Origin of the sequence: Thalassospira lohafexi (genome assembly GCF_002844275.1) — a bacterium.
GTDB classification, from domain to species: Bacteria; Pseudomonadota; Alphaproteobacteria; order Rhodospirillales; family Thalassospiraceae; genus Thalassospira; species Thalassospira lohafexi.
In genome coordinates, this window is the sequence record NZ_NXGX01000004.1 from 380,029 (window position 1) to 396,574 (window position 16,546).

Annotated in this window: 16 protein-coding genes; 7 read left to right on the plus strand and 9 right to left on the minus strand. The window is 55.4% G+C overall.

Annotated features, from left to right (window positions below):
- Positions 1 to 26: 26 nt before the first annotated feature.
- Together COO92_RS11525 and COO92_RS11530 are read left to right on the plus strand one after the other, a co-directional pair.
- Complete coding sequence (locus COO92_RS11525) at positions 27 to 596, plus strand: HdeD family acid-resistance protein (RefSeq protein ID WP_101302232.1); 570 nt, start codon at positions 27 to 29, stop codon at positions 594 to 596.
- Between the two features lie 26 nt (positions 597 to 622).
- Positions 623 to 2,551 (plus strand): heavy metal translocating P-type ATPase, encoded by a 1,929-nt coding sequence (locus COO92_RS11530; protein ID WP_101302234.1) that lies wholly within the window; start codon positions 623 to 625, stop codon positions 2,549 to 2,551.
- Positions 2,552 to 2,560: 9 nt separating this feature from the next.
- Here the strand turns inward: COO92_RS11530 and COO92_RS11535 are convergent, their stop codons facing one another.
- Entirely contained in the window at positions 2,561 to 5,332 is a 2,772-nt protein-coding gene (locus COO92_RS11535; protein WP_101302236.1) for an ATP-dependent DNA helicase, read from the minus strand.
- Between the two features lie 101 nt (positions 5,333 to 5,433).
- Between COO92_RS11535 and COO92_RS11540 the strand changes: the two genes are divergently transcribed.
- Both COO92_RS11540 and COO92_RS11545 read left to right on the plus strand, forming a co-directional pair.
- Positions 5,434 to 6,279, plus strand: coding sequence for an AraC family transcriptional regulator (locus COO92_RS11540; protein ID WP_101302238.1), 846 nt, complete (start codon positions 5,434 to 5,436; stop codon positions 6,277 to 6,279).
- 55 nt (positions 6,280 to 6,334) lie between these two features.
- Positions 6,335 to 7,054 (plus strand): hypothetical protein, encoded by a 720-nt coding sequence (locus COO92_RS11545; protein ID WP_101302239.1) that lies wholly within the window; start codon positions 6,335 to 6,337, stop codon positions 7,052 to 7,054.
- 30 nt (positions 7,055 to 7,084) lie between these two features.
- Here COO92_RS11545 and COO92_RS11550 read toward each other — a convergent pair whose 3' ends face one another.
- Both COO92_RS11550 and COO92_RS11555 read right to left on the minus strand, forming a co-directional pair.
- The gene (locus COO92_RS11550; RefSeq protein ID WP_206186399.1) at positions 7,085 to 7,705 is read right to left on the minus strand and encodes a LysE family translocator; all 621 of its coding nucleotides are present in this window, start codon (positions 7,703 to 7,705) and stop codon (positions 7,085 to 7,087) included.
- A gap of 110 nt (positions 7,706 to 7,815) precedes the next feature.
- Positions 7,816 to 8,343, minus strand: coding sequence for a YqaA family protein (locus COO92_RS11555; RefSeq protein ID WP_476718200.1), 528 nt, complete (start codon positions 8,341 to 8,343; stop codon positions 7,816 to 7,818).
- 38 nt (positions 8,344 to 8,381) lie between these two features.
- Between COO92_RS11555 and COO92_RS11560 the strand changes: the two genes are divergently transcribed.
- Together COO92_RS11560 and COO92_RS11565 are read left to right on the plus strand one after the other, a co-directional pair.
- Positions 8,382 to 9,992, plus strand: a complete 1,611-nt coding sequence (locus tag COO92_RS11560; protein WP_101302240.1) for a phospholipase D-like domain-containing protein — start codon at positions 8,382 to 8,384, stop codon at positions 9,990 to 9,992.
- A 43-nt stretch (positions 9,993 to 10,035) separates the two neighbouring features.
- Complete coding sequence (locus COO92_RS11565) at positions 10,036 to 10,458, plus strand: hypothetical protein (RefSeq protein WP_101302242.1); 423 nt, start codon at positions 10,036 to 10,038, stop codon at positions 10,456 to 10,458.
- A 61-nt stretch (positions 10,459 to 10,519) separates the two neighbouring features.
- On the opposite strand, the gene COO92_RS11570 is transcribed toward COO92_RS11565, so the two are convergent.
- The 3 genes from COO92_RS11570 to COO92_RS11580 form a co-directional block, all read right to left on the minus strand.
- Positions 10,520 to 10,816, minus strand: a complete 297-nt coding sequence (locus COO92_RS11570; RefSeq protein WP_101302244.1) for a putative quinol monooxygenase — start codon at positions 10,814 to 10,816, stop codon at positions 10,520 to 10,522.
- Between the two features lie 180 nt (positions 10,817 to 10,996).
- Positions 10,997 to 11,422: an organic hydroperoxide resistance protein gene (locus COO92_RS11575; protein ID WP_101302596.1), complete on the minus strand. Its 426-nt coding sequence runs from the start codon at positions 11,420 to 11,422 to the stop codon at positions 10,997 to 10,999.
- Positions 11,423 to 11,557: 135 nt separating this feature from the next.
- Complete coding sequence (locus COO92_RS11580) at positions 11,558 to 12,589, minus strand: alpha/beta hydrolase (protein WP_101302246.1); 1,032 nt, start codon at positions 12,587 to 12,589, stop codon at positions 11,558 to 11,560.
- Between the two features lie 274 nt (positions 12,590 to 12,863).
- Here COO92_RS11580 and COO92_RS11585 point away from each other — a divergent pair, with 274 nt between their 5' ends.
- The gene (locus COO92_RS11585) at positions 12,864 to 13,322 is read left to right on the plus strand and encodes a MarR family winged helix-turn-helix transcriptional regulator (protein ID WP_101302247.1); all 459 of its coding nucleotides are present in this window, start codon (positions 12,864 to 12,866) and stop codon (positions 13,320 to 13,322) included.
- A 13-nt stretch (positions 13,323 to 13,335) separates the two neighbouring features.
- Here COO92_RS11585 and COO92_RS11590 read toward each other — a convergent pair whose 3' ends face one another.
- The 3 genes from COO92_RS11590 to COO92_RS11600 form a co-directional block, all read right to left on the minus strand.
- The gene (locus COO92_RS11590; protein ID WP_240626410.1) at positions 13,336 to 13,764 is read right to left on the minus strand and encodes a DUF1801 domain-containing protein; all 429 of its coding nucleotides are present in this window, start codon (positions 13,762 to 13,764) and stop codon (positions 13,336 to 13,338) included.
- Positions 13,765 to 13,786: 22 nt separating this feature from the next.
- Positions 13,787 to 14,194, minus strand: coding sequence for an MAPEG family protein (locus tag COO92_RS11595; protein WP_101302249.1), 408 nt, complete (start codon positions 14,192 to 14,194; stop codon positions 13,787 to 13,789).
- A 132-nt stretch (positions 14,195 to 14,326) separates the two neighbouring features.
- Positions 14,327 to 16,402, minus strand: coding sequence for a methyl-accepting chemotaxis protein (locus COO92_RS11600; protein WP_101302251.1), 2,076 nt, complete (start codon positions 16,400 to 16,402; stop codon positions 14,327 to 14,329).
- Between the last annotated feature and the right edge of the window lie 144 nt (positions 16,403 to 16,546).

Sequence of the window (16,546 nt, forward strand, 5' to 3'; positions counted from 1 at the left end):
CAGAAGGCAGACAGGAGTAAGCAAACATGACGCAGGTGGTAAATGACGGCACACCGGAAATGAAGGGGTTGCTGGAAAAAGGACGCAAGCGGTTGCGCAATGTCGGGATCATTTTGCTGGTCCTTGGCATTCTTGCCGTGGCGTTTCCTTTTGCGACGACCATTGCCTTTAAAACCGTGATTGGCTGGCTGTTCCTGATCGGCGCGATGGGCCATTTTTACGGCGCATGGAATGCCGATACGCCCACGCGGCGCGGGGTTGATGTGGTGCAGGGCATCATTTTCGGCTTGATCGGTGTGTGGCTGGCCTTCTTCCCGCTTGGCGGTATTGTGACGCTGACGGTGTTGCTGGCGATTGCCTTTATCTTGCAAGGTCTGCTTGAAGTCCTGATGGCGTCGCGGCTTAGTCAGTTTCCCGGCTGGAAATGGATGCTGTTTTCCGGCGGGGTGGCGATCCTTGCCGGTATCCTGATCTTTGCCGAACTGCCAAGCTCGGCGACCTGGGCGATTGGGTTGTTGCTTGGTGTGAACCTTTTGTCGTCGGGCTTTAGTTACCTGATGGTGTCGATGGCGATGGGTAAGGTCGCGCAACCCTGATGACGCTTGTTACTCTGGGATAAATTATGGCACGTCACGCGTTTGACGAGGTTTTGGAGCGGCTTGACGAAGCACTGTCTTCGCCTGCACTTAACCGCGCCATATTGATCGTAACGTTGTTTGCCATGGCAGGGCATTTCGTCCTGACGTGGGTTGGGCCGGATATGCTGGGCGCGTATCGCACGGCTGATATTCCCTTTTATGCGTTGTTTATACTCGGCGGCGTGCCGATCCTTGCCCAGCTCGTACTTAAATTCCTGCGGCGCGAAATGGGGGCGGATTTTCTCGCCGCCATTTCGTTTATCACGGGGGTGGTTCTTGGCGAATATCTTGCCGCCAGCCTGATTGTCCTGATGTTGACCGGCGGGCAGGTGCTGGAAAGCTTTGCCATGCGCAAGGCATCCTCAGCACTCAATGCGCTGGCCAGACGCATGCCAAGTGTTGCGCACCGAAAGGACGCGGCGGGCGAGATTTCCGACATCGCGATCAATGAGATTGAAATTGGCGATCTGATCGCAGTCTTTCCCCATGAAACAGCCCCGGTGGATGGCACTGTTGTCGATGGGCATGGTTCGATGGATGAAAGCTATCTGACCGGGGAGCCTTATGTGGTCGCCAAAGCACCGGGGACTTCAGTGCTTTCGGGGGCCATCAATGGCGAGGCGGTGCTGATCATTCGTGCGGAAAAGCGCGCGCGGGATTCCCGCTATGCCCAGATTATGAATGTCATGGCCGAGGCCGAACAAAAACGCCCGCGCATTCGTCGCCTTGGCGATCAGATCGGTGCGTGGTTTGCCCCGGCGGCGTTGCTGTTTGCCATAGTGGTCGGGTATCTGAGCGGCGATTCATCGCGCTTTCTGGCGGTTCTTGTGGTGGCAACCCCGTGTCCGCTTTTGATCGCCATTCCGATCACGGTGATGAGTGCGATTTCCATTGCCGCACGGCGCGGGATCGTCATTCGTGATCCGACCGTACTGGAACGGTTGCCGACCTGCCAAACCGCCATTTTTGATAAGACCGGCACGCTGACTTATGGCCGCCCGGAACTGGTCGAAATCCTGCCCGGCGCGGATGTCGATGGCGCACATGTGTTAAGGTTGGCCGCCAGTCTGGAACGCTATTCCAAGCATCCGCTGGCCTCGGCCGTGCTGGCCGCTGCACGCGAACGCAACCTGCCGCTTGATGAGGTCAATCATGCCTCGGAAAAGCCGGGGCAGGGCCTAAGCGGGCGGGCGGATGGGCATGAGGTCGTGGTGACCCATCGCAACAAGCTAGCGAAAACTGATCCTGCGATTGCTGCCCTTCTGCCCGAAACCACTGCCGGGCTTGAATGCGTGGTGCTGATCGATGGTGATTATGGTGCAACCTTCCGGTTCCGCGACCAGCCACGTGCCGAAGGCAGCAGTTTTGTCGGTCATCTGGGCGATATCCATCACTTCAAAAAGGTCATGTTGCTATCGGGTGATCGTGAAAGCGAGGTCAGCTACCTTTCGGAATTGCTGGGCATTTCCGAAAGTCTGGCGTCGCAAAGCCCGGAACAGAAAGTTGCCATCGTGCGGGCTGAAACGGCCAAAGCACCAACCATTTTCATGGGGGATGGCATTAATGACGCCCCGGCACTGGCCGTTGCCACGGTTGGTATCGCCTTTGGCAAGGAAAGTGCGGTAACGGCGGATGCCGCAGGTGCTGTGATCCCCGAAGCATCCTTGGTCACAGTCGATGAGCTTCTACACATCAGCATTGCGATGCGCCGCATCCTTTTGCAAAGTGTGATCGGCGGTATGGTGCTGTCGATCCTTGCTATGGGCTTTGCGGCAGGGGGCTATATCACCCCGGTCGCCGGTGCGCTCTTGCAGGAAGGCATTGATGTGATTGCGATCCTCAATGCGCTTCGGCTTGCGCTTCGGCATGATATTGATGCGGATTTAAGGGCGGAAACATTTGATGAGCTGTAAAGCCCTTGGTCAAGTTTGATCGGGGCGCAGGAAGCTCCGCGTCTGCTCAATCGCCTCGCGCAATCCAACACGCTGCACCTCAACATCTTCGGGAAACGCCCCCAAAAGCCTTGATGGCATGCGGTTATCGAGCAAGACAAACACCCCGCGATCTTCGGCACGGCGGACAAGGCGGCCGAATGCCTGTTTCATGCGCAAACGCGTAAGCATGTCGTCGTAGCGTGCGCCGTGGAATGCCGCCTTACGTGCGCGGTGCAGGATGTCGGGGCGCGGCCATGGCACGCGGTCAAAGACAATCAGGCGCAAGGAATCACCCGGCACATCGACCCCGTCGCGCACCGCATCGGTTCCGAGCAAACAGGCATCGCGCTCGACCCGGAAAATATCAATCAGGGTGGATACATCCATGCCGTCAATATGCTGGGCCAGCAATTGTAACCCGGCATCATCCATCGGGCCGGTCAGGCGTTCGTAAATCGCGCGCAGGCGCGTGATGGCGGTAAACAGACCAAGTGCACCGCCGCCCGATGCCAAAAACAGTTCGCGATAGGCCGCGGCAATATGGTCGGGGTTATCGCGCCCCAGATCATTGACGATGAAAACACGGGTTTGTTCGCGATAATTATACGGGCTTTTCATTGCCGCCCGGATGGCGGGCAGCGGCATGTGTGATGCGCCGGTGCGATCCTCGGCGACGTGCCAGTCAAAATCATCATCGCCCGTGCCATCGCGAAGGGTGGCGGACGTCACCACCATGCCATGCGCAGTCGGGGCAAGTGCGGATGTCAGCGGCAAGGTCGGGTCAAGGTAATGGCGATGCATGCCGACATCAAAATCGCGGCCAAACTGGCGTTCAATCGCAAACCATTCGACAAAGGTTTTGGGCGTTTCCTCAACCAGGGACGCCAGCATTTCACGCCACGCAGCAACCTGCATGATCGCACGGCGTTCGAGCGACCGGATGGCGGCATCAAGGCGCTGACGTTCGGCGGATTCAAGTTCGTCGGCCTTTTCATCGAGCATATGCGCGATGATTTTAATCAGCAGTTTGGCCGGTTTTTCCATCGCGGCAAGTGCGCGGTCCAGATCGGCGGCACTGGCGAGAACCCCATCAATCGCCGGTTTGCAATCGGTTTCAATCGAATAGCCCCGGTCGCCATCCGCCGCACGGGCCAGCACCTGTGCACGGACATGGGCCAAAAAGGCCTCGGCCGGGCCTTTGGCATGTTCCGATCCATCATGAATGCGCGACAGCCAACCCTGTTCAGGCAGGCATTGGGCGGCGACAATTACCGCATTGACGGCATCACGCAACTCATCACGATCGACAATCAGGGTTTCAAGCCGTTGTTTCAAACCACGTGCGCGCGATGATCCTTTTTGCTCCGCACCCAGCAACCAGCGGCGCAATTCCTGACCTTCCTGTCCGGTCAGATGGGCGGAAAAGGCCTTATCAGCGGCATCAAACAAGTGATGGCCTTCGTCAAAGACATAGCGTGATGGCATGGAGGCATCATCAAGCCCGCCCAAGGCCGCCTGCACCATAACAAGCGCATGGTTGGCCACCACGATTTCGGCCGAGCGCGCCCGGCGCACGGTTTTTTCGATAAAGCAGCGCGAATAATGCGGGCAGGCGGCGTAAATACATTCGCCGCGCTGATCGGCAAGCGCGCCGGTAAAGCGGTTACCGAGTAATTCGGTCAGCCATGCAGGGAAATCCCCGCCGACCATGTCGCCATCACGGGTATGCAGCGCCCAACGCGCAATCAGGCCCAATGGCGTTGCCTGATGGGGTTGCTGGTTAAGCGGCCTTTGGGCTTCTTCGAAATTCAGAAGACAGAAATAGTTTTCCCGGCCTTTGCGCACCACGGCCTTAAGGCGTTTGTCCTTGGGATCGGTATAAAGCCGATCAAGTTCCTGATCGATCTGGCGTTGCAGGTTGCGGGTGTAGGTCGAAATCCACACTGCACCGTCGTTTTTCTGTGCCCAAAGCGATGCGGGCGCGACGTAGCCAAGCGTTTTCCCCGTCCCCGTTCCGGCCTCGGCCAGAACGATGTTGGGCGCGCCATCATGAAGACGCGGGCCAAAGGCCGAGCAAACCGATGACGCATAATCGGCTTGCTGCGGGCGTTCTTCGGCACCCTCGCCCAGAAGTTCTTTCAGGCGTTTACGCGCATCCTTGGGATCAACCGGATTGTTGGCCGGGGGCGGGGGCGGGGCATGTTCGGCCCATTCGCCAAGCTTCTTCCAGACTTTCAATCCGTCATAAACCGCATAACGATGCGGCCCGTCACCATCCGCCCCCAAGGCTGCCAAAACGGGCACACCCCACGGCCAATGCCCGCGCGCCATCGGCCATGCGATGGCAAGGGCGGGGGCGCGTTTGTTGCGATGAAGGGTGGCCAGTTCCTGCAAAAGTCGTTTCATGGCCTCGGCCAGCGCTTCGGCCTGTCCGATCAGATCGTCACAGGGCTTTTGCCCGGTTGCCAGCGCAATACCACGCGGGGTCGGCACACAAAACTGGGCCGGGCGGACAAATGCAAACAGTTCGAGCAAATCATGGGCCGGAAACGGATCGGTTTTCAAACGCCGCGCACAGGCAGGCGTATGCACCAAAATCGGGCGGGTTGACCGCGCCCGTTTGGCCGCAGCCCCATGCGGGAGTTCTTCAATCTCGCCATCGGGGGATAAAAACACAGCATGGCGCAATCCAACGACCATGACCGGCGCGTTGGGTGGATTGAAACGGGGTGTGTTTTCGTCGGAACGATCATCGAACATTTGGGGCACTATAAGCATCCCTGCACGGTGGCGCCACAGGGGAAATTGACCTATGTTTGAATTTATAAAACTTGACCCTGATCACAAGAAGGCTGTCGTACATGGCACCGCCCAATACCCGAAATCAACACTTCTGGCGCGACGACGCTTTGCCGTTTGTTGAACTGCGCCGTGTCGCGGACGGGCGGGCGGTATGTTATGAGCGCCACAGCCACGATACGTTTTCGATTGGCACGGTAAAGGGCGGTTACAGCACCTATTGGAACCGGGGCAAAACCCACGCAACGCAGGCCGGATCGGTGGTGATCCTCAATCCCGAAGATGTGCATGGCTGCAACCCGGTGGCGGGGGCGGACTGGTGTTATGACATGCTGTTTGTCGACCCGGACTGGCTTTTGGATCTCCAGATTGAAATTGATGCCGATGCGGCGGGAAAGTTCGCGATGTTTTCCGATACGCTCAGCCATGATCCGCGTCTTTATGCCGGGTTGCTGGGGCTTGCCGATACGTTAAGTGATCGCGATACAGATGTTCTGGGCAAGGAAACGGCACTGGTGTCGTTCTTTGGTGATTTGCATGTGCAGCTTGACGGTACGGGCGTTCTGGACCATCAGGTCAGCCTGCGGACCGGGGGCAAGATGGCCGAGGTTTGCGATTATATCCGCAGCCGATGCCATGAAAATGTCAGTCTGGATGATATCTGTGGGGCGGTTGGCTATTCACGGTCCTATCTGGTGCGGGTGTTTAAAAAGACATTTGGCATGACGCCCTATGCCTATTTGATCAATTGCCGCATTCAACGGGCGCGCCATGCGTTGCGCCGGGGGCAAAGGATCGCCGATGTCGCGCTTGAAACCGGCTTTGCCGATCAGGCCCATTTTCAGCGCATCTTCAAACGGCTGATGGCAGCAACCCCGCGGCAATATGCCCGCACAATAGTGGCTTAGGTCAGAAAAATTCAAGCGATCATCAGGGAAGTTGCAGCTTTTGGGGGGATTGGGAATGTTAGTTTATTGGTTGCCATTCGGTATTTCTCTCGCTCTAGCAGTAACAAGCGTTTTTTTGGGAATCATTGAGCCTGCCGTCGTGTCGGGGTGCGCTAAAGTTGCTTGCAATTGGCTAAGAGAATTTGAGTGGGAGACTATGTCTGCCGGATTATTTGGTTTGTCGGGTGGCTTCATTGTCTTGATAGCTAGCAAACAACAAATCAATGCGATGATTAACTCAACGAAAGAACAAATTGCTCATCAAGCAAAGGTACTGAACGACCAAAAAAAGAGGGTTGTAATTGATCGTCTCGATAAGTGCATTGAACTGAGAGAATATTCAAAACCGTTCAAAGAAGAATTAGAGCTGTTGTCGGCCAGAATCGTTCGTGTATGTCAAGGTGATGACGAGCCCAATCGGGATCGCGGTAGAGCAGTAAAGCGAATTTTGAGAGAATTTGATAAAGAACCTTTCCGTTTGAGAGTTGTTGCAGTTATGAATGCGATTGAAACCCCAGCGGAAATTCGCAGTTTTAAAATGGCGTTACTTGATGACATCCGCAACCTTTTTGAAAATACTCTAGCCGTTCATCTACCAGACACTGACGAGGAAATTAATAACCTTGAAGAGCGGTGTACCCAAGCGATCAGTAGAATAATTGCTTCAATAGAACAAATTTCTGTTTCTACTGAGCAGGAAGAAAGGAAGTTAGGATTGCTTTATGGAATTGAGTAATCCTGTGTGCTCTTCTCTTGCAAAACTAATTTATCCCAAAATCAGATAAACTGCACTGGCCACCAGCAATGCCGCCATTACGCGGTTAAAGATGCGAATGCGCGATGGCTCGCCCAGAAAACGGCCCAGAAACGCCCCGGCATAGGCCCAGCAGGCGACCGAGGCGAAGCACACCACAAAATAGATCGCGGTAAATTCCCAGATGAGCGCAGGCGCGCCTGAAGCTGCATAAGCCCCCATCCCGGCAATCGAGGCCAGCCAAGCCTTGGGATTGACCCATTGCATCAGCGCCCCGGTGATGGCCGACGGGCCGACCCCGGCGTCGCGTTTGCCAAGTTCACCCGAACTTGAAAATAGCTTCCACGCCATGAACAGCAAAAACGCCACCCCGGCCCATTGAATGATCGTGGTCATTTGCGGGAAGGCGGTTAGCAATTCATGCAGGCCCAACCCGATCAGAAGCAGCAACAGGCAAAACCCCGCCGTGGCGCCAAATACAAGGCGTAAGGACGACCGGAAGCCAAACTGCACCCCGGAACTTAACACGATGATGTTGACCGGGCCGGGGGTGATTGAGGCGGCAAGGGCGAAGGCGGCCATCGACAGATACAGGCTGAGCGGGGCGGTCATGATGATGGAGGTCGTGGACATTGTGGGGCGGTTTCCTCTGCCAGACTTGGCGTGTTTGGGGCGGTATTCTTGTGTTCAGAATAGCGGTCTGGTCGGGGAATTATTGAACGTTATTGCCCTTTGATCGGATTTTATGGACCCAAAAGGGTCATGAGGACCGATGCCCCACCGGCAATCATGGCATAGCGCGCGGCCTTGCCAATGGTGACAAGGATCAGAAACGGCACAAAGCGCACACGCATCACACCGGCAAGCAAGGTCAGCGGATCGCCAATGACCGGCAACCATGCCAAAAGCAATGACCAAATCCCGTATTTACCAAACCAGCGTGACGCCCGATCCAGCGCATCGGGGGAGACCGGAAACCAGCGGCGGTTTTTGAAGCGATCAACATATAGGCCGAGGGCCCAGTTGACCGTTGATCCCAAAACATTCCCCGCTGTTGCAACCGCCACCAACCCCCACACAGCATGATCGCCCGATGCCACCAATGCGGCCAAGGCCGCCTCGGACGTGCCGGGCAGGAGGGTGGCGGAGGTGAAGGCCGACAAAAACAGCCCGACCATCAGTGTGAATGTTGTGATCATGAGGTTCGATAGACCGGATTGGCGCACCCGTCCAGTGATTAGAATTTCACGCCAGCCCGTTGCGTGCGTCATTCAACCAATCAGGATTTAAATCGTGTGAGGATTGAAACATGCGGGTCACCCGGGCCAATAGTAATGCGCAATTCCTGTTGGACGGGAATGCGTATTTTGCACGGCTTCACCAAAGCCTTGATGGTGTGATTGCGGCGGGTGTGGGCGGCAATCGGTTCGTGCGATTGGCATTTTGGCAGATTGCACCTGATGCTTTTCTGCCCGGTTATGGCGGGGGTGCTGGCGCACTTTTGATCGACAAGCTTGAGGCCATTGCACGTTTGGGCATTCGGGTAGAAATCATTGCTTGGGCCGGGGCGCAGGTTCTCAATAACGTTGTGCCTGAGATGAAATCTGGCTGGAAGACGCGTGCATGGGTTCAGCAGGTCAATAATCGCAACGCGGGTGCTGGCGCCTATCGGCCTATTCAGATCTATATGGAATCATATGGGCGGCGGACTTTTGGCATGAGTACGCATCAAAAAATTGTTGTTCTGTCGAATGGTGCTTTGAAAGAAGCCTATGTCGGGGGCATGAACATGGCGCACAAATATCTGTCGTCAGATGTGCATGATCCGGAAAACTGGTGGCACGATGCGGCTGTTCGTGTCACCGGTCTGATTGTCGATGATATTGAAGGCGAATGGGTGCGGCGCTGGAACAAACAACAAGCGTTGCTGGCTCCTGCGGCAACAATCGGTGTAGCCGGTGCTGACCCTGCCAATCTGACGATCACGATGATGACGACCAACTCAGAAGCCAATCCGGCGGAGCGTGATATTCGCGCAGGATTGCAAGCAAGGATCGCTGCGGCTGCGAACTATGTTTATCTTGAGAATTATGCCTTAACCGATCCATCCATTGTCGAAGACCTTGCGACCTTTAAGCAGGGCGGGGGAACCGTCATTCCGGTTGTCAACCATCCGGCAAACACGACGATGGACGGTTTTGAGGCGTTTTCCTATCTGATGTATTACACCTATGTGGAGTTGGCACTGGCCGATTTGAACGCGTTTGATGCGGCAGACAGTTGGCGCGGACGCGTCGGCCCGTTAACCAATTATGTCGCCGCCAATGTTGTCGGCGCGCATGTCGACAAGGCGGGCTATAACCCGGCAAACATGGCGACCCTTAACCCTGCGACGGCCTATCGCGTGACATTTAACACCGCGGCAGGTGTGCCAACGCAGATTGGTCTTCGTTATATCTGGGATATTGCGGCGAACAATGACGTGATGTTCGCGCCCAAGACATATCGACATAACGACCCGACGAAATGGACATATCCGCATTCGAAAGTTGCAATCATCGATGATCAGTACGTGATGGTCGGTACCAGCAACTGGACCTATCGTTCCATGCAGTATGACGGCGAAATCACCCTTGAGATTGATGATGGGGCGTTTGCGCAAGCCGTCCGGGCGCAACTGTTTGCACACTGGCAGATGCCCGGTGCGGCTGCTGCAGGCGGGGCTGCGGGTGTTGGGGCTGCTTGGTTGCTTGATGCTACGGCAAATCAGGTTGCATGGGCGGGGAATGCATTCGCCCTGAGTGAAACGCGTCTGGTTCCGTTGGCGTTTGACGATTTTATACATCCGATTTCCCGAGAGGCTTGGAGAAAGAGTTTTTCTTCCGCCAGCCTGGCATCAATCGGATCATCGTTTTTCTAAGGTTCTATCTGAACACGGCAAACAGATTTAAGAGGAGAAAGTCATGGCGGATGGTCTTTTCGTGCAATTGAGCAGCCAAGCTTGGTCGCAATACAAATCGGTGACGTCACGCGACACCAGTTATCTCACGCTGCTTGAGCCTAAGTATCAGACTTTTTTGTCTGCTGCGGGCAAGGTCGATGCGTCTATGGCAAAACTGACGACACCGCCAAAGGCCGATCAGATCAGCCCTGTTGCGGATGCTGTCACCCTGATGGAATCGGCTCAATCCGGAATTATCCAGATCATCGAGAAATTTGTGCAAATGGATGCGCAGGCTGTAAAAAACACCGGGACGGTCAATCAGAAGGCGCTGTCTGACAAGAATGCGCAGGAACAAAGCACAGATCAGGACTTTCAGCTCGCGATTGATGGTGTCGTCTATCAGGCGCAAGTGCGGCTGGCCGCCGCAAGCGCAGAAGTGTAAGCAACTGCTATAGGGCGGCCAAGACCCAAGCCCAATACACAAGCCGGGCTCGCTTGAAGAATTATGATTTCAGCGAAAATTTACGCACATCAAGCGGTTCGGCAAGGATTTCATCTTTGCTGTCGGCAAAGGCGCGCAGGTAAGGTTGTTCGAAATGAAGGGTGAGATCTTCTTCGGACCGCCAGTTTTCATAGGCCATCCAGACCGCAGGATCGTCCTTGGACTGGTGCATGTCATAACTGATGCAGCCTTCTTCGGCGCGCGATGGTTCGACAAGGGCCAAAAGGCGTTTGCCAAGTTCTTCTTCCATGCCCGGTTTTGCGCGTGAAAAGACGACGAGGGTAAGCTGGTTTGACATGCGGGTATCCTGATCCTGAACAGTATTTTTTGATGGGCTGGATCATCGGGGGACATCGCCGATCGAGCAACTGTTATTTGCCAACCGACAAAAGAAAGGCCCGGTGCAGGGGAACACCGGGCCTGTAATTGCCAGTCGGCGATTTGGGGGGATGCCGACCAGCAGGGGGGAACTTTAAGGTTAGGCGATGGTGGTGGTTACATCAACATTGCCGCGGGTTGCATTGGAGTAAGGGCAAATGGTGTGGGCGGTTTCGACCAGTTTTTCTGCATCGGCCTTATCAAGACCCGGAAGCGAAACCTTCAGCGTCACCGCAAGGCCAAATCCACCAGCGGAACGTGGGCCAATGCCAACTTCTGCATTGACTGATACGTCGCTCGGGACCTTGATTTTGGTCTGGCCGGAGGCTGCTTTCATCGCGCCGATAAAACAGGCGGAATAGCCCATGGCGAAAAGCTGTTCAGGGTTGTTGCCCTCACCGCCAGCACCGCCAAGTTCCTTTGGCGTGGTCAGTTTGACATCGAGACTGCCATCATCGGTTTTCGCACGGCCATCACGGCCACCGGTGGCAGAAGCATGCGCGGTATATTTGACTTCAACAGACATGGTTTTCATCCTTTGTTTGAACAGTGGTTCGGTGGTGGTGAGCGCCCGGCTGTCTAGGTTCGTTCCCAGATGATATGTCGCCGGGGGGCGGCGGGCGCAACTGCACCCGCCTGATTTAATGTGAAAGTTTTGTGGTCATTGCCCGTGAAGGGCGGTGTGCAAGTACTGTCCGGCCTGGGCAATCGCGCCTTTGGCCGCGGGTGTATCAGCAAGGGCGTTGAGCATGACAAAGTCGTGGATCGTACCGTTATAGCGGGTCACCGTGACATCAACGCCAGCCTGGGACAGTTTCCGGGCATAGGCTTCGCCCTCGTCACGCAGAACATCATTTTCAGCCGTGATCACGAGTGCCGGTGCCTGACCGGAAAGTTGTTCAGGTGTCGCATGGATCGGGGTGATTTTCGGATCCGTGCGGTCAGCGCCTTCGGGCAGATACTGGTTCCAGAACCAGTCCATCGCCGGTTTGGTCAACCACGGGCCGTTGGCAAAGCTGGTATAGGATCCATTGTCAAAATCGGCGTCAGTGACCGGATAAAACAGGACCTGTGCGGTGATGTCCGGTCCGCCGCGTTCCTGTGCCAACAGGGAGACGACCGCTGTCATATTGCCGCCAACACTGTCGCCAGCAATCGCCAGACGGGTCGGGTCAACATTAAGCTGCTCACTGTGCTCGGCGACATATTTGGTCACCGCATAATCCTGTTCGATGGCAACCGGATAGCGCGCCTCGGGGGAGCGTTCATAATCAACAAACACAAGGGCTGCATTGGCACGCACAGAGAGTTCACGCACCAGTCGGTCATGGGTTCCAGTATCGCCCATCACCCAGCCAGCTCCGTGGAAATAGACAATCACCGGCAGGCGGTCGGTGTTGCCCTGTGGGCGGATGATCCGGACCTTGGTCGCACCGGTCGGGCCAACGGCAAAGGTGGTATCGGTGATATCAACAGCCGGTTTGGCAATCTCGCCAGACTGGGCGCCCGACAGAACGCCACGGGCTTGATTTGGTGTCAGGGTATAGATCGCCGGGCCACCAGATGCCGACAGGGCATCAATGAATTTCTGGGTGGTGGGTTCAAGAACCGGGTCGGCCAATGCGGTGGTGGCAGACAGGGCGGCGGTCAAGGCAATCGCAGCAGAAGCAACTTTGGTTTTCAGCGGGCTCATGATTTCGATCCTTTTAAGGGGCCGTCTTAACCGGCCGGTGTTTCGTTTTGGTGATTGTTTTATCGCATACGATTTAATCGTGTGCGATATAAATATGGGAATGCCAGTCATGTGAATAAATCGTTTGTAATTTAATCGTGTGCGATTTAAATTAATCGTCTTTGAGTCGCATGATGATTTCTGGTGCGGGACTGTCAGGGCGTTTTTAAGGGCCGTACAGCCCGGAATTCCCAAGATCAGGTCGGCCAGATATTTCAAAAACGGGAAGAAGACAATGGATGACGCGTCAAAAGAAGACTTTCTGGATCTTGAAAAGTTTCTGTGCTTTTCGGTATATGCGGCCAGCCATGCCTTTAACCGCATCTATAAGCCGCTGCTTGATCGGCTTGGCCTGACCTATCCGCAATATCTGGTGATGGTCAGCCTGTGGCAGGAAGACGATCAATCGGTGCGCAGCATCGGGCAAAAGATGTTTCTTGAGTCCAGCACGCTGACCCCTTTGCTTAAACGGCTTGAGGCAAATGGCCTTGTCGTGCGCAAGCGTGACCCGGAAGACGAACGTTCCGTACGCGTACGCCTAAGCGTTGAAGGGAAGGCATTGCGCGAAAAGGCCGAGGAAGTTCCAGCCTGCATTCTTGATGCGACCGGACTGGACATTGAAACTGCCAAACGGTTGAACCGCGATTTACAAGAACTCCGCACGCAGCTTGAACGTGGTGCGAAGAAGCTGTAACCCGCGACTTGCCCTAGGATGCTTTTGCCTTGCGGTCCCGATGATAGGTCAGTGCCCAGCCAAGGGCGGTTTTAAGGGCTGCTTCGGGCAGGGGCGTATCAATCGGTAAAATGATCGCCCGGTTGCCCTCGCAAGTCAGATCGGCCGATAAAAGACTGCGCGTGCGGTCAATCAAATCGGTCTTGCAATCAAAGAACACCATCACCTGATTTGGTGACTTTTCCTTCCAGTCGGCGCGGATGGTGATGCCCGATCCCGATTTTGGTCGCCATGCCGGTTCACCCCATTTCAGGCTTTCGTCCAGCGTGCCGACACTTGCCTCATCCCCGGCGATCTCAAAGATCCAGCGCCGGAGGGTCAGAAGCATCTGACGCGGTTTATCGGGATATGTGGCAAATTTCGCCGCCACATCGGTGGTGGCGAAATCAGGGGGCATCATCATAGCCATTCTTTCCATGCTGACGTTACATGCTGCCCATCTGGTTGCTCAGCGTTTGCACCAGCAACCAGACACCGACCACAATAAAGGTCAAATGCTGCATCAAAACCGCCGGTGCGATCAGGCTTTTGTTGGACCGCGCAAGGGTGCCAACGGCATGAAGGGCGCGGGCGACAAACAGAATGGCGGCCACCAGCCAGATGGTGGTTGAGGTTGCAAGCACCGCCTCAAGCGCCAGAACAAGCAGGATGCACATCGGGGCATTTTCGATGAAATTGCCGTGTGCGCGGATACGGCGGCGCAACACCAGATCATCGCCATCGCCAAGGGCAATGCGAAGTTCGCGGCGGCGCAGGGAAACATTCAGGCTTAACGCCGTCAGCATCAGTGCAAAAAGTGCGGTCAGGCAGATCGTCACGGGAAGCGGCAACATGATGCGGTGTCCTTATTTGAATGGGCCTAAATGGTTACGGCAATTCAACCACCGAATGGTTCAGGTATCAACAAAATGAAAAAGGCGGCACCGTCACATGGTGCCGCCCTGATGAAATCTATGGTCCTGATCCTAGATATTGCGCAGACGATCAAGGAAGTTTCTGACCTGTTCGTCAAGGTTGCGGGCTTCTTGTGCCAGTTGGGTTGCCCCGGCCTGCACATTTGATGCGGCATCCCCGGTTTCGCGCGAAGTATTGCGCACGATCCCGATGGAGGAGGAGACTTCGTTTGTCCCGGCTGCTGCCTGTTGAATGTTACCCGAAATTTCCGCCGTGGCCGCCCCTTGTTGTTCAACCGCCGATGCAATGGCGGTGGCGATTTCATTGATGCTTGAAATCGTTTCGGTGACCCGGCCAATTGCCCCGACGGTGTTGTGGGTTTCTGACTGGATCGACCCGATTTGCTGGGCGATTTCATCGGTGGCCTTGGCCGTCTGATTGGCAAGGTTTTTGACTTCTTGTGCGACCACGGCAAAACCTTTGCCTGCTTCACCGGCACGGGCGGCCTCAATCGTGGCGTTCAGGGCCAAAAGGTTGGTCTGGGCTGCGATATCACTGATCAGGCTGACGACTTCGCCAATGCGATCGGCCGCCTCGGCAAGGCCGGTGACCATGGTGTTGGCATTGGATGCCTCGGTCACGGCGGTACTGGTGATGTCTGATGATTTTGCCACCTGCGAGCTGATTTCCTGAATGGAGGCAGACAGTTCTTCGGTGGCCGATGCAACGGTTTGAACGTTTGCACTGGCCTCATCGGCGGCAGCCGCAACGACAACGGCCTGTTCGGAACTTTGATCGGCCGCCGTGCGCATCCGGCGCGAGACCTGTTCCATGTTTTCGGCACTGTCAGACACATTGACAACAATACCGCCGACAGATTTTTCAAACTCGTCAGCCATCTGATGGCGGGTCCGGTTGCGCTCATCACTTGCGCGTTTTTCGGCGGCAAGCTTTTCTCGTTCGGCTTTTTGCATGCCTGCCGATGCTTCCTTGAACGATTCAAGTGCCTTGGCAATTGCACCGATTTCATCGGATCGATCCAGATAGGGAATCTGGACAGAAAAATCACCCTGTTGCAAATGGTCAATAACACCCGCCACACGGGTCATCGGACGGGCGACAAGGCCTTTGGTTAAGAACAAAATGACGCCAATCACAATCACCAACAAAACCACCCCGCCAATCAAGGTCGCGTTGCGCAGGTCATCGGCCGGGGCGAAAACGGTGGCCAGCGGCACATTGACAACCACACCCCACTGGTTGGGATAACCGGCAATTTCGACGGGCACAATCATGTGCATGGTTTGCGCATCATCAATCCGGCGTGGTTCGCCCGATTTCATGGCATCGAGAATGGCGGCCTGAATGGTGTTGCCGCGATCAAGCTTTGTGCCGCGAATGTCGGCATTTTCATGTGCAACCCATGTGCCTTGGGCGGACACAAGATTGACCGTGCCGGTACCAAACGGGGTCAGTTCGGCAAACCGCTCCGACAGGGCGTTGAGTTCAAGATCGGCACCTAAAACGCCAAGGAACTTTCCGGCCTGATCCTGCACGGGATAGACGAATGAGGTCAAAACCACGTCGCGTCCCTGAATGTCATAGGTGATGGCATCGGTGACATAGGGCTGATTGGTGGCCTTGGGGGCGGTGTAATATTCGTTGATTTCCGGGTTATCAAGGCCGGTCAGGTGATAGGGCGTAATGCCATCCCCGAAGTTATAGTAATAGGTCACATATTGACCCGTCCCGTCGCCAAACGGTTCGCCTTCGCCCTTGTAATCGGCATCCTTGCCGTCAAGCGCATTGGGCTCAAACCCCGACCATGCCCCGGCAAGCGACGGATTATCGATCAGGGTACGGTTGAGTATTTCGTTATAGGCCGCGCGGTCGGTGCCGCCCTGTTCACGAATGGCACGAAACGCCCCGGCAAGGTTTTGCGCCACCGACATCCCGCCATTCAGAACGTGACCGGCCTGTTCGGCATGGTAAAGCGCAACCGATCTGGCTTCACCAACGGTGAGTTCTTCGGTGGTGTTGCTGGTTTCAAGCGTTTGAAGAAAAATACCAACAATCAGGCAGGCGGCAATGGCAAGCGCACTGACAAGTGTCAATTTCGCGCCCAGCGACAGGTTAGAAAAACGCATCAAACCACATCCTTTTCGGCCTATGCTTTTGGGTGATATTAGAAATATGGATATGCATCCCAAAGTTTCAATAACTTGGGGAGAAGCACAAGCATTTCAGTCACCCTGCCTATACTTTAGGGGCTGAACCCGTCAGATAGCAGC